At 72.0% G+C, this 13,150-nt stretch carries 11 protein-coding genes and 1 pseudogene; 8 read left to right on the top strand and 4 right to left on the bottom strand.

The genetic code is table 11. The annotated features are described in order from the left end of the window. Positions 1-161 precede the first annotated feature (161 nt). The 3 genes and pseudogenes from ABZ464_RS41050 to ABZ464_RS41040 form a co-directional block, all read left to right on the top strand. Positions 162-587, top strand: a pseudogene (locus ABZ464_RS41050) (IS4 family transposase); the annotation flags it as partial. Positions 588-768: 181 nt separating this feature from the next. Continuing rightward, entirely contained in the window at positions 769-2,298 is a 1,530-nt protein-coding gene (locus ABZ464_RS41045; protein ID WP_359286850.1) for a GMC family oxidoreductase N-terminal domain-containing protein, read from the top strand. A 44-nt stretch (positions 2,299-2,342) separates the two neighbouring features. Beyond that, positions 2,343-3,782: an aldehyde dehydrogenase family protein gene (locus ABZ464_RS41040; protein WP_359286847.1), complete on the top strand. Its 1,440-nt coding sequence runs from the start codon at positions 2,343-2,345 to the stop codon at positions 3,780-3,782. 417 nt (positions 3,783-4,199) lie between these two features. Here the strand turns inward: ABZ464_RS41040 and ABZ464_RS41035 are convergent, their stop codons facing one another. The 4 genes from ABZ464_RS41035 to paaI are packed head-to-tail and all read right to left on the bottom strand — an operon-like array spanning position 4,200 to position 7,671. Further along, positions 4,200-5,141, bottom strand: coding sequence for a helix-turn-helix domain-containing protein (locus ABZ464_RS41035; protein ID WP_359286844.1), 942 nt, complete (start codon positions 5,139-5,141; stop codon positions 4,200-4,202). Between the two features lie 56 nt (positions 5,142-5,197). Beyond that, complete coding sequence (locus tag ABZ464_RS41030; RefSeq protein ID WP_359286841.1) at positions 5,198-5,863, bottom strand: TetR/AcrR family transcriptional regulator; 666 nt, start codon at positions 5,861-5,863, stop codon at positions 5,198-5,200. Between the two features lie 33 nt (positions 5,864-5,896). Beyond that, entirely contained in the window at positions 5,897-7,243 is a 1,347-nt protein-coding gene (gene paaK, locus ABZ464_RS41025; protein WP_359286836.1) for a phenylacetate--CoA ligase PaaK, read from the bottom strand. Further along, positions 7,240-7,671 (bottom strand): hydroxyphenylacetyl-CoA thioesterase PaaI, encoded by a 432-nt coding sequence (gene paaI / locus ABZ464_RS41020; RefSeq protein WP_359286977.1) that lies wholly within the window; start codon positions 7,669-7,671, stop codon positions 7,240-7,242. The genes paaK and paaI overlap by 4 nt, the downstream gene beginning before the upstream one ends. A 99-nt stretch (positions 7,672-7,770) precedes the next feature. Between paaI and paaN the strand changes: the two genes are divergently transcribed. The 5 genes from paaN to ABZ464_RS40995 are packed head-to-tail and all read left to right on the top strand — an operon-like array spanning position 7,771 to position 13,078. Beyond that, positions 7,771-9,483 (top strand): phenylacetic acid degradation protein PaaN, encoded by a 1,713-nt coding sequence (gene paaN / locus ABZ464_RS41015; protein WP_359286833.1) that lies wholly within the window; start codon positions 7,771-7,773, stop codon positions 9,481-9,483. After that, the gene (locus tag ABZ464_RS41010) at positions 9,476-10,663 is read left to right on the top strand and encodes a thiolase family protein (RefSeq protein WP_359286830.1); all 1,188 of its coding nucleotides are present in this window, start codon (positions 9,476-9,478) and stop codon (positions 10,661-10,663) included. The genes paaN and ABZ464_RS41010 overlap by 8 nt, the downstream gene beginning before the upstream one ends. After that, positions 10,660-11,406 (top strand): enoyl-CoA hydratase/isomerase family protein, encoded by a 747-nt coding sequence (locus ABZ464_RS41005; protein WP_359286827.1) that lies wholly within the window; start codon positions 10,660-10,662, stop codon positions 11,404-11,406. Before ABZ464_RS41010 ends, ABZ464_RS41005 begins: the two co-directional genes overlap by 4 nt. Beyond that, entirely contained in the window at positions 11,403-12,257 is an 855-nt protein-coding gene (locus tag ABZ464_RS41000; protein WP_359286823.1) for a 3-hydroxyacyl-CoA dehydrogenase family protein, read from the top strand. The genes ABZ464_RS41005 and ABZ464_RS41000 overlap by 4 nt, the downstream gene beginning before the upstream one ends. Next, entirely contained in the window at positions 12,248-13,078 is an 831-nt protein-coding gene (locus ABZ464_RS40995) for an enoyl-CoA hydratase-related protein (RefSeq protein ID WP_359286820.1), read from the top strand. Before ABZ464_RS41000 ends, ABZ464_RS40995 begins: the two co-directional genes overlap by 10 nt. Positions 13,079-13,150 lie beyond the last annotated feature (72 nt).

The raw sequence follows: 13,150 nt of genomic DNA, 5'->3' as shown, positions 1-13,150 counted from the left end.
GAGCGCAGCTACTCCACCGCCACCGTCTACCGGCTCTTGCACCAAGTCGGCACCCGCATGCGGCCCCAGCACTGCCACGGACCGGCCCATGAAACGAGGGAGCGCCCATGAACGCCCTCGTCCTCGCAGGTGTCCCCCGCGGTGCCTGCCAGATAAAGAAGGGGGTGAGGTTGCGCGTCATCGACGCGCACATCGCGGTGACCGTCACAGGGCTGCGGCTGCAGGGGCACTACCGGTTGGCCACCACCTTCCTCGATCACCGCCGCCATCCCGCCGCCGAGCTGGTCACGCTCTACCACGAACACTGGGAGATCGAGTCGGCGTTCTACTCCCTACGTCACACGCTGCAGGCCGGACTGGCGCCACGTCCCCAGGACCCCGTCGCTGTCCAGCAGGAACTCTGGGCACACCTGGCCGTCTACCAGGCACTACGCCGGACCATGGCGGAGGCCGCCGAGACCAGGCCCGACACCGACCCGGACCGCGTCTCGTTCACCGTCGCTCTGGAGACCGCCAAGGACCAGGTCATCGCGGCTGCCGGCGTGCTGCCGGACGCAGAGCCGGGGCGGATCGGGCAGGCCGTGCTGGATAGGGAGCCGAGCCAGTGCTTCGTCGAAGGCGACAGGCTGTCCGGCGACGGGCATGCGGCCGGGGTCGCCCTACCGTGCGCTCGTTGGCGACGGCCGGTGCGCTCGTTGGCGAGCTCGGTGTCCGCCGTGCTCATAACGTTCCACCCGACTGACGACGACATTGCGGGAGGAGTACGACATGGCGCACCAGCCGCGTAGCGAGCATGACTATCTGGTGGTGGGAGCCGGCTCGGCCGGCAGTGTGATCGTCCGGCGGCTGCTGGACGCCGGGCATTCCGTCCACGTTCTCGAAGCGGGCCCGGTGGACGAGGACGAGCGGGTGCACAGCCCGCAGGGCTGGCCGCTGCTGCTCCAGTCCCCCCTGGACTGGGCGGCGATGACCGTGCCGCAGAAGCATGCGAACAACCGGACTCTGTACTGGCCGCGCGGCAGGGTACTCGGCGGGTCCAGCTCGCTCAACGGCATGATCTACATTCGCGGCCACCGCAGCGACTACGACGCCTGGGCGTACGCCGGCTGCCCGGGATGGGACTGGGACAGCGTGCTGCCCCTGTTCAAGCGGTCCGAGGACCACGTCGACGGGGAGAGTGAGTGGCACGGGAAGGGCGGGCTGCTGCCCGTCTCCCGGATCACCGATCCGCACCCGACCGCCGCCGCGTTCGTCGAGGCGGCCGTCGCCCTCGGGCACGAGCGGACCGACGACTTCAACGGCGAGCGGATGATCGGCGCCGGCTTCAACCATGCCACGATCCGCGACGGCCGCCGGATGAGCGCCTGGCAGAGCTTCGTCGCGCCGGTGCTGGACAACCCGTCCCTGACCGTCACCACCGGTGCCCGGGTACACCGGGTGCTGCTGGAGGACGGCCGCGCGGTCGGCGTGGAGTACGCGGCGGACGGCGCCCTGCACCGCGCGTACGCGTCCTCCGAGGTCGTCCTCAGCGGCGGTGTGATCGGCTCGGCCCAGGCCCTGCTGCTGTCCGGCATCGGACCGGCCGCGCACCTGCGCGAGATTGGCGTCGATGTCACCGTCGACCTGCCGGGTGTCGGCGAGAACCTCCACGACCACCTGCTGGTCAGCAACGTCTACGAGGCCACCCGCCCGCTGCCGCCCGGCACCGGGAACCTGCTGGAGAGCCAGCTGTACGCCTCGACCGACCCGCGCCGTCCCGGCCCCGACCTGCAACCGCTGTTCCTGCACCTGGTGTATCCGGCCGAGTCGTACCCGGTGCCGGAGCACGGCTACACCATCGCGCCCGGCATCGTCCGCCCGCTGTCGCGCGGCACGCTGCGGTTGTCGTCCGCCGACCCCGAGGCCGCGCCGCTGCTGGACCCGAACATCCTCTCCGAGCGGTACGACCTCGAAGCGCTCGTGGACGCGGTGGAGCTGTGCCGGGAGATCGGCGGGCACGCCGCCTTCGAGGCCTGGCGCAAGGCGGAGGTGGCCCCGGGCCCCGAGGCGCGGACGCGTGACGACCTGCGGGAGTACGTCCGACGGGCCGTCGGGACCTACCACCACCAGGTCGGCACCTGCCGGATGGGCCAGGACTCGCTCGCCGTCGTCGACCCCGAGCTGCGCGTGTACGGCGTCGAAGGGCTGCGGGTCGCGGACGCCTCGATCATGCCGGCCGTGCCCTCGGGCAACACCAACGCTCCGTCGATCATGGTCGGCGAGAAGGCGTCCGACCTGATCCTCGCCGCTTCGGCCTGACATCCACGACCACGTCGCCACAGCTCACAAGGAGAAAAACGACTATGCGGACCGACATGCTCATCGGCGGAGAATGGACCACGGGCGGGGGCGCCCCCTTCACCTCCCTAAACCCGGCCACCGGCGAGGTCCTCGCAGAACTGCGCGAGGCGACCGAGGCGGACGTCGACGCCGCCGTCCGGGCGGCCTCCGTCGCCTTCGACTCGCCCGAGTGGGGTGGGCTGCTGCCCGCGGCCCGAGCGAAACTGCTGCTGCGGGTCGCGGACCTGCTGGAGGAGCACGGGGAGGAGATCGCCCGCCTTGAGACCCAGGACCAGGGGCAGCCGCTCGGTGTGAGCGCCGGGTTCTCCGTGCCCAACGCCGTGGAGCACTTCCGCTACTACGCCGGCTGGGTCACCAAGATCACCGGCATCACCGCCCCGCTGTCCGTGCCCGACGTGGACTTCCGCACCCGGCGCGAACCGCTCGGCGTCTGCGGCCTGATCACCCCGTGGAACTTCCCGTTGATGATCCTCGTCTGGAAGCTCGCCCCGGCCCTCGCCGCCGGCAACACCGTGGTCATCAAGCCCGCCGAGCAGACCCCGCTGTCCACCCTGCGCCTGGCCGAGCTGATCGAGCAGGCCGGCGTCCCGGCCGGCGTCGTCAACGTCGTCACCGGCGGCCCCGACGTCGGGCGGGCGCTCGTCGGGCACCCGCTGGTCAAGAAGATCTCCTTCACCGGCTCCACGGACGTCGGCCGCGAGATCGGCGCGGAGTGCGGCCGCACCCTGAAGAAGGTCTCCCTGGAGCTGGGCGGCAAGGCGCCCAGCATCATCGCCGCGGACGCCGACATCGACGCCGTCCTCCAGGGCAACCTGCTCGGCGGACTGCTCAACTCCGGCCAGACGTGCGCCGCGTACACCCGCTTCTACGTGGACGCCAAGCGGCACGACGAGTTCGCCGAGAAACTCGTCGGCGCGGTCGGAACCCTCCGCCTGGGCAACGGCCTCGATCCGGAGACCCACCTCGGTCCGCTGGTGTCGGCCGAACAGGTCGCCCAGGCCGCCCGGTATGTCGAGATCGGCCGGGGCGAGGGCGCCGAGCTGCTGACCGGCGGCAGCCGTCCGGGCGGAGACCTGGCCTCCGGCTTCTTCTTCGAGCCGACCGTCTTCGCGGGCGTCAGGCAGGACATGCGCATCGCCCGCGAGGAGATCTTCGGCCCTGTCCTGACCGTCCTGCCCTACGAGGACCCCCAGGAGCTGGCCGGCCTCGCCAACGACACTGACTACGGCCTCGCCGCGGCGATCTGGTCCCGCGACATCGGCACCGCCAACCGCCTGGCCCGCCAGGTCAAGGCGGGCACCGTGTGGATCAACATGCTTCAGCTCCTGGACGCCGCCGCTCCCTGGGGTGGCATGAAGTCCTCGGGTATCGGCCGCGAGATGGGCTGGGAGGCCATCGAGGCCTACACCGAGGTCAAGAGCATCTGGACCAACCTGGCCTGATCCGCCGCCCCCGACCCGGTGCCGTGGCCGCCAGACTCCCCTCCGGCCACGGCACCGTTCCAGTGGGTGGCGCTGTGCGGTGGGTTCTGAGCTGGGTGGCGCTCGGTCGCCCGGGGGACCCCGCGGTCAGGTTGTGGCGGACGTCCGACCCCGGAGATCGCGGCCGCGCCCGTCTGATCTCTTCGATTCGGGCCAAGGCACCCCGCCACAGCGCCACGCGGCGCTGTGCGGTCGGGCCGGAGGCGCTGCGCCCCTTGTCGGCCACCCGGCCGACCCCGCGCTGCGCGGCCGTACGCTACCTGAGGCCGAGCCCTTCACGGGCGTACGGCCTCTCCGGTCAGCCGCCTGCCGAGCCCCGAGCCGCCCCAGAGCAGAAGCCGTATGGGGAACGGTCCCGGCGACCGCCATCACCATTCGCTACGGCTGGTGCGCGGTCGCCGCCTTCCGGATCTCCGCTGCGCTCCGCCCGAACTCCGATCGCAGGGCGCGACTGAGGTGAGTGGCGTCGAGGATGCCCCAGCGGGCGGCGATCACGGCGACGCTGCGGTCGGCGAGGTCGAGGTCGGACAGGTCACGCCGGATGCGTTCCAGGCGGTTGCTGCGGATCCAGGACGCCAGGGTGACGCCACGTCCGCTCAGGGTCTTGTGCAGATAGCGCACCGAGACGTGGTGGGCGCGCGCCACCGACTCCGGGGAGAGGCGGGGGTCGGACAGCCGGCCCAGGCAGTGAGCGAGGATACGGTCGGCCAGATCGCCCTCGGCGTGCGCGGGGACCGCCCGCTCGGCCAGGGTCGACAGAACCAGGGAGACGAGAGCGTCGGCCAGATAGGGGCCCGCGCTGCCGCCGATCGCGTCGAGATCGCTCGCCGCGTCGCGCAGCAGGCCGGCGGCGAGCCGCCGTCCTCCGCCGTCCGTGGGCACCGCCGACGCCGTACGGGCGGTCATGCGGTCGGCGTGCGGGCCGAGCAGCGAGCGCGGGATGCCGAGCACAACGATGTCGAAGGGATCCCAGAAGCGCAGTTCGTAGGGGCGGGCGGTCTCGTACACGACCAGGTCGCCGGGGCCGGGCAGACACTGGCGGCCGTCCTGTTCCACACCCGCCCGCCCGCGTCCGTACAGCGCCACCTTCAGCAGCTCACGATCGCCCGATCCGATGAGGGAGCGGGTGCGCTGCACTGTGCAGGGCCCGCCGGTGATACGGGTGACCAGGACCTCGCCCGGTCTGGCGTCATGCAGGGTGCCACCGCTCTCAGGGTGCTCGGAGCGGATGTGCAGGGGGGCGAACGTTTCGGAGGCGAGCTGCTGGAAGCGCTCCAGCCGGTCGTCCGGACCTGCCGCATTGTGCGTTGTGCTTGTCATGGGGCCGGCTCCTTCGCCCCTCGTGGGCCGGGGAATACTCCTCGGCCTGTACTGGATCAGTGTGGTCCCGAAGTGCCCGGGATGTCCACGAAGGCTGGTGTTTCGGTCCGCCCGTGCCCGCCGAGACCGTCGAAGAGGACCGCCGTCACGGTATCGGCGAGCGCGGCCGTCGGCGGACCGCCCTCCGGGCGGTACCACTCGGTGAGTGAGTTGACCGCGCCGAACAGCAACCGGCTCGAGAGGTGGGGATCGACGTCGTCACGTACGCCACCCTCGGCCGCAGCACGAGCCACCAGCCCGGCGACCCGGTGGTCGAAGTCGCGGCGCCGCGCCAGCGCCCGCAGCTCGGCCTCGCTGATGCCGTGGACGCGCAGCAGCAGGGTGACGTACGACAGCTCCTCGGTGAGCACCTCGACGCTGCGCCGTACGACGTGCCGCAGATGGTCCGTCGCCGTGCTCCCGGTGCCGGGGTCCTCGTCGAGGACGGCAAAGAGGGCGTCGAAAGCACGGGTGACGGCGAGGTCGAGGAGCTCCTCCTTGCCGGAGACGTGGTGGTAAATGCTCGACTTGCTCAGGCCGAGGCGCCCGGCGAGTTCCTCCATGCCCGTGCCGTCATAGCCCCGTTCGTTAAAGACCCCGACTGCGCCCTCCAGGAGGCTGTCGCGGTCGTAGGCAGGGCGGTCGCGGCGGTCGGCGGTGGCTCGTACGGGCGCTGTGTTCACCACGTCATTGTGGCAAGGACGACCGGGGCGCGGTCACGGCTCGCGCCGGTCCTTGACCCGGCGGAGCTTGCCGAGGGAGCGCTCCAGGGTGTCCGGCTCGACGACGGCGACATCGACGGTGACGCCCACGCCGTCCTTGATCCCCTTGGCGATCGCGCGGGCGGCGGTCTCCCGTGCCTCGGCGGGCGCGCCGGGGCGGGTCTCGACACGGACGGTCATGCGGTCCATCCGCTCGCGCCGGGACAGCTCGATCTGGAAGTGCGGCGCGACGCCCGGGGTGCGCAGCACGATCTCCTCGATCTGACTCGGGAAGACGTTCACCCCACGCAGGATGATCATGTCGTCGCAGCGGCCGGTGATCTTCTCGATCCGGCGGAGAGCTGGCCGCGCGGTGCCGGGCAGCAGCCGGGTCAGGTCCCGGGTGCGATAACGGATGATCGGCAGGGCCTCCTTGGTGAGCGAGGTGAAGACCAGCTCGCCCTCCTCGCCGTCCGGCAGCGTCGCGCCCGTGAGCGGGTCGACGACCTCGGGGTAGAAGTGGTCCTCCCACACGTGCAGGCCGTCCTTGGTCTCCACGCATTCCTGCGCCACACCCGGGCCGATGACCTCGGACAGGCCGTATATGTCCACGGCGTGGATGTCCATGCGCTCCTCGATCTCGCGGCGCATCTCCTCCGTCCACGGCTCGGCCCCGAAGATGCCCACCTTCAGGGAGGTGGAGCGCGGGTCGACACCCTGGCGCTCGAACTCGTCGAGGAGGGTGAGCATGTAGGACGGCGTGACCATGATGATCTCGGGCCGGAAGTCCTGGATGATCTGCACCTGGCGGGCGGTCATGCCGCCGGAGGCGGGGATCACGGTGCAGCCCGCGCGTTCGGCGCCATAGTGGGCGCCCAGCCCGCCGGTGAACAGGCCGTAGCCGTAGGAGATGTGCACCTTGTGGCCGGGACGGCCGCCCGCGGCCCGGATCGAACGGGCGACCACTTCCGCCCACATGGACAGGTCGTTCTCCGTGTAGCCGACCACGGTCGGACGGCCGGTGGTGCCGCTGGAGGCGTGGACGCGCCGCACCTGGTCCATGGGCACGGCGAACATGCCGAAGGGATAGGTCTCGCGCAGATCGGCCTTGGTGGTGAAGGGGAAGAGGGCCAGGTCCTCCAGTGCGCGGCAGTCCTGCGGCCCGACACCGGCCTGGTCGAACTTCTTGCGGTACAGCTCGACGTTGTCGTACGCGTGCCGCAGGGTCGCGCGCAGTCGGCGCAGCTGGAGGTCTCTCAGCTCCTCGCGGGACAGCCTCTCGGCGTCGTCGAACAGTTGGTCTGGCAGGGGCTTCCCCAGGCGGGCCGCGGTCGGCGCCGGGGTCTTCAGCTCGCTGGTCATTGCTGCGACTCCTTGGTTCTCATACTCCTGACACGGCGGCTGCGGCCGCGGAACTCCGCGATCACCTCGTCGCCGCGCAGGACGGTGACGTCGTAGAGGCCACTACGGCCGAACCGGGTGCGTACCTCGGCGGTGGCCGTGAGGACATCGCCCTCGTACGCGGAGGCGACGAAGTCGATGCCGGCCCCGGAGGCGACGGTCACGGGCCCCGCGCCGTTGCAGGCGCAGGCGAAGGCGGTGTCGGCGAAGAGAAACAGATAGCCGCCGTGGGCCATCCCGTGCCCGTTCACCATCGTCTCCGTCACTGTCATCCGCAGCACGGCGGTCCCCTCACCGTGCTCCAGCAACTCGATACCGAGTCGCCGGGAGGCCTCGTCCGCGGCGAACATCACGGCGACGGGGTCCGATGCCGCCTCCGCGGCCTGCATCACTATTTCGACCACCTTGTCTCCCGACCGAACATTCGGTTAGCGTGCGGCACGGCCAAGTAATCCAGCCGGACCAGTGCCTGTCAAGAGGTGGACCACATGCCGCACAAGAGGCCGAAAGGCCCCGATTTCCTCACCCGCCATCGCGCGCTGCTGGAACAGGCGGTGACCGCGACCGCGCGTCGCGAGCATTGGACGCCGTATCCGGAGTCGCCGAGCAAGACCGTGTACGGCGAGGACGCCGCGAAGCTCGGGGAAGAGGCGTTCAGGACCCAACTGGGCCGTCCGTTCGAGCTCCCCGGCCACCCGGGCAGTGGCGTCGTGCCCGCCGGCGAGCAGTCGCCGTACGGTTTCGCGCTCGGCATCACCTACCCCCGCGTCGCGCCGGACGAGGCGGTCACCGCGGCCTCGACCGCCACCGGCCCCTGGCGCGACGCGGGCCCCGACGTCCGTGCCGGGGTCGCCGCGGAGATCCTCGCCCGGCTGAACGCGGCGAGCTTCGAGATCGCGCACGCCGTGCAGCACACCACCGGGCAGGCGTTCGTCATGGCCTTCCAGGCCGGCGGCCCGCACGCCCAGGCCCGCGGTCTCGAGGCGGTCGCCTACGCCTGGGCGGAGCAGAAGCGCCACCCGGCAGCCGCCCGCTGGAGCAAGCCGCAGCGCAAGGGCGGTCCACTGGCGCTGGACAAGAAGTTCACCCCTGTAGGGCGCGGGGTCTCGCTGGTCATCGCCTGCAACACCTTCCCGACCTGGAACGGCTACCCGGGCCTGTTCGCCTCCCTGGTCACCGGCAACCCGGTGGTCGTCAAGCCGCATCCGGGCGCCGTACTGCCCCTCGCCGTCACCGTGCGGATCGCCCGCGAGGTGCTGGCCGAGGCGGGCTTCGACCCGAACCTGGTGCTGCTGGCCGCGGAGGAGCCCGGTGAGCGCACCGCGGGCGCTCTCGCCCTGCACCCGGACGTGCGGATCATCGACTTCGCCGGTTCCACCGGGTTCGGCGACTGGCTGGAGGCCAACGCCCGCCAGGCCGTCGTCTACACGGAGAAGGCCGGCCTGAACACGGTCGTGCTGGACTCCACGGACGACTACCGCGGCCTGCTCGGCTACCTCGCCTTCTCCCTGTCCCTCTACAGCGGGCAGCTGTGCACCACCCCGCAGAACCTCCTCGTCCCGCGTGACGGCATCGCCACCGACCAGGGCGTCCGGACCGCCGACGAGTTCGCCGACGACCTCGCGGGCGCCTTGGACCGGCTGCTCGGTGACCCTGCTCGCGCGGCCGGCACGCTGGGCGCCGTCGTGAACGACGGGGTGCGCGACCGGCTGGTCGAGGCGGCGCGGGTGGGCCGTACGGTGCGCGCGTCGGCGAAGGTCGAGCACCCCGAGCACCCCGAGGCGGAGGTGCGTACGCCCCTGGTGGCCCGGCTGGACGCCGAGACCGACCGGGACACGTACACCAGGGAGTGGTTCGGCCCCGTCTCCTTCGTCGTAGGCACCGACTCGACCGAGCACAGCCTGCGGATCTTCCGCGAGACGGTACGTGCGCACGGGGCGCTGACCGCCGCGGTCCACTCCACGAGCGAAGAGGTCCTGGCCGCCGCCGAGTCGGCCGCCCTGGACGCGGGCGTGCACCTCTCCGAGAACCTCACCGGCGGAGTCTTCGTCAACCAGTCCGCCGCCTTCAGCGACTTCCACGGCAGCGCGGCCAACCCCGCCGCCAGCGCCACCCTGTCCGACCCCGCCTTCGTCACCGGCCGCTTCGCGACCCTCCAGTCGCGTCGCCCCGCCACCGATCTGGAGCCCGCCCATGCCTGACGACGTCTACCTGATCGACGGCGCCCGCACCCCGCAGGGCCGCTACGGCGGCGCACTGGCCTCCGTACGCCCCGACGACCTCGCCGCTCTGGTGGTCGGTGAGGCCGTGCGTCGCGCCGGAATCCCGGCGGACAGTGTGGACGAGGTGATCCTCGGCGCCGCCAACCAGGCCGGCGAGGACAACCGTGACGTGGCGCGCATGGCCGTACTGCTGGCCGGGCTCCCGCACACCGTGCCCGGATACACCGTCAACCGGCTGTGCGCCTCCGGTCTGACGGCGGTCGCGAGCGCCGCCCAGGCGATCCGGTCCGGCGAGGCCGACCTGGTCGTCGCGGGCGGTGTGGAGTCCATGACCCGCGCCCCCTGGGTGATGGCCAAGCCCGGCACCCCCTGGGCCAAGCCGGGGGAGGTCCACGACTCCGCGCTCGGCTGGCGCTTCACCAACCCGCGCTTCGCCGCCGACCGGACGATACCGATGGGCGAGACCGCAGAAGAGGTGGCCGCCCTCGACGGGATCACCCGCGCCGAGGCCGACGCCTTCGCCCTGCGCAGCCACCGGCGGGCGGTGGCCGCCCAGCAGGCGGGCCACTTCGACCGCGAGCTCGTGCCGGTGCCGGTGCCGGTGAATGACGGCGAGGTCACCCGCGACGAGGGACCGCGTCCGGACACCTCCGCCGAGAAGCTGGCGCGGCTGCGCACCTCCTTCCGGGCCGGGGGAATCGTCACCGCGGGCAACTCCTCGCCGCTCTCCGACGGCGCCGCGGCCCTGGTCGTCGCGAGCGGCGAGGCGGTGGAACGGTACGGCCTCACACCCCGGGCCCGTGTCGTCACCGCCGCCTCGGCGGGCGTCGAGCCGCGGCTGATGGGGCTCGGGCCCGTGCCGGCCACCGAAAGGGCGCTGGACCGGGCCGGCTGGCAGGCCGGCGACCTGGGCGCGGTGGAGCTGAACGAGGCCTTCGCCGCCCAGGCCCTGGCGGTCGTACGGCGTCTGAAGCTCGACGAGGAGCGGGTCAACGCCGACGGCGGAGCAATCGCCCTCGGCCACCCCCTTGGCTGCTCCGGCGCCCGTATCCTGCTCACCCTGCTCGGACGACTGGAGCGCGAGGACGCCCGCCGGGGCCTCGGGACCATGTGCGTGGGAGTCGGCCAGGGCGTCGCGATGCTCGTGGAGCGGGTATGACGAGGGCCTACGAGACGCTGCGCGTGGAGGAGCGCGAGGACCGGGTCGTCGTCACCCTGCACCGGCCCGAGGCCCGCAACGCCATCAGCGGCCGGATGATCGACGAACTGCACGACGTGTGCGACGCCGTGGAGCGGGACCCCAAGCTGCTCCTGCTCACCGGGCACGGCGGTGTCTTCGCGGGCGGCGCCGACATCGCCGAACTGCTGCGGCGAGGCCGGGACGAAGCCCTCCAGGGCATCAACAGCCGCCTCTTCGAGCGGGTGCGCAGGCTTCCCATGCCCACGCTCGCCGCCGTGGACGGCTGGGCGCTGGGTGGTGGCGCCGAGCTGTCGTACGCCTGCGACCTCCGAATCGCCGGGCCGGACGCCGTCTTCGGCAACCCGGAGCCGGGGCTGGGCATCCTCGCGGCGGCCGGCGCCTGCTGGCGCCTGCCCGAGCTGGTCGGGGAGTCGGTCGCCAAGCAGGTGCTGCTCGCCGGGCGGAACCTCGACGCCCCGGCGGCCCTCCAGGCCGGCCTGGTCATCGACGTCGTACCGGCCGAGAAGCTGCTGGACGAGGCCCACGCCCTGCTCGACCGCATGGCCCGTTCCTCGGCCACCGCGCTACGCCTGACGAAGCTCGTCGTGGACTCGCCCGGCGCCCACCCGGTCGCCGACGACCTGGCCCAGGCCGTGTTGTTCGAGGGCCAGGACAAGAAGGACCGAATGAACCGCTTCCTGGAGAAGAGGAGCAGAGCATGACCGCAGCACCCGCAGTCGTCGGGGTGATCGGCGGCGGCCGCATGGGCGCCGGCATCGCCCAGTCCTTCGCCATGGCCGGGTCCTCCGTCACCGTCGTGGAGAGTGGCGTCGAGGCGGCGGCTGCCGCACTGGACCGCGTCGCCGCGGGCCTGAAGCGCGCCGCCGAGCGGAACGCCCTCGCCGAGTCGGCGGACCAGGTGCTCGCCCGGGTGACGACGGCACGGTCCGTCGAGGACCTGCCCCCGCACGTCGGCCTCGTCGTGGAGGCGGTCTTCGAGGACGCCGCGCTCAAGGCCCGCCTCCTCGCCGCCGCGGAGCGCGCGGTGGGCGAGGGCACCATCCTGGCCAGCAACACCAGCTCCCTGTCGGTCACCGACATCGCCGCCGCCCTCATCCGGCCCGGCCGCTTCCTGGGCATGCACTTCTTCAACCCGGTGCCGGCCTCGGAACTCGTCGAGATCGTCGTGGCGCCGGACACCGCGGCCGACACGGTGGAGACCGTGCTCGGCTGGACGCACCGCCTCGACAAGAAGGACGTCGTCGTCAAGGACTCGCCCGGCTTCGCCAGCAGCCGCCTCGGGCTGGCCCTGGGGCTGGAGGCCATCCGCATGGTCGAGGAGGGGGTGGCCGAACCCGAGGCCATCGACGACGCCATGCGGCTCGGCTACAAGCACCCGATGGGACCGCTGCGCCTGACCGACCTCGTCGGCCTCGACGTGCGCCTCGCCATCGCGGAGCACCTGCACGCGACCCTCGGCGAGCGTTTCGCCCCGCCCCGGCTGCTGCGCGAGAAGGTCGCCCAGGGCGAACTGGGGCGCAAGACCGGAAAGGGCTTCTACACATGGGAGTGACCCGGTCCGCCTCGTCCATGGCCGAAGGGGCGCGACAGAGCGTGGGCTACACGCTGGACCATGGCGTCGCCATCATCGAACTGCGGCGGCCCACCGCGGGCAACGCGCTGGACATGCCGCTGCGCTTCGGGCTGCTGGCCGCCGTACGGCGGGTGCGCGGCGACGGCGACCTCGTCCGGGCGGTGCTGCTCACCGCCGAGGGCCGACACTTCTGCGTGGGCCAGGATCTCAAGGAGCACGCCCGGGCCATGGAGACCGCTCCCGCCTCGGCCTTCGCGATCGTGCGCGACGAGTACAACCCCCTGGTGGAGGAGCTGCACGCGCTGCGGCAGCCAGTGGTGGCGGCCGTCGAGGGGGCCTGTGTCGGCGCGGGCCTGGGGCTCGCCCTCTGCGCCGACCTGCGGGTCGCGGCGGCTCGCGCCCGGTTCTCCACCGCGTTCACCGGGATCGGCCTCGCCGCCGACAGTGGACTGAGCGCCACTCTGGCGCGGGCCGTGGGACCGTCGCGCGCCGCCGCCCTCATGCTCCTCGGCGACCGCTTCGACGCCGAAGCGGCGCAGCAGTGGGGTCTGGTCCACCAAGTGGTACCGGACGGGGACGCCGCCTCAGAGGGCCTGGCGCTGGCCAAGCGCCTCGCCGAGGGGCCCACCGCCGCGTACGCCGAGGTCAAGGGACTGCTGCGGGGTGCCGCCGGGGCGGATCTCGCCTCCGTACTGGAGCGCGAGGCGGTGGCTCAGGGGAGGCTGGGCACGACCGAGGACCACCGGGCCGCGGTACAGGCCTTCCTCGCGGGAAAGCGGCCGTCCTTCACGGGACACTGACCGGACCTCTGTACTTGTCAGAACGCAAAGCGCTTATGCATACTATCTACCGAACGAACGGTCGGTCGGGAA

The sequence above is a fragment of the Streptomyces sp. NPDC005820 genome, from assembly GCF_040630255.1.
Classification (GTDB): domain Bacteria; phylum Actinomycetota; class Actinomycetes; order Streptomycetales; family Streptomycetaceae; genus Streptomyces.
The sequence above is the reverse complement of the archived record's forward strand: the minus strand, read 5'-3'. Positions and strand labels throughout refer to the sequence as shown.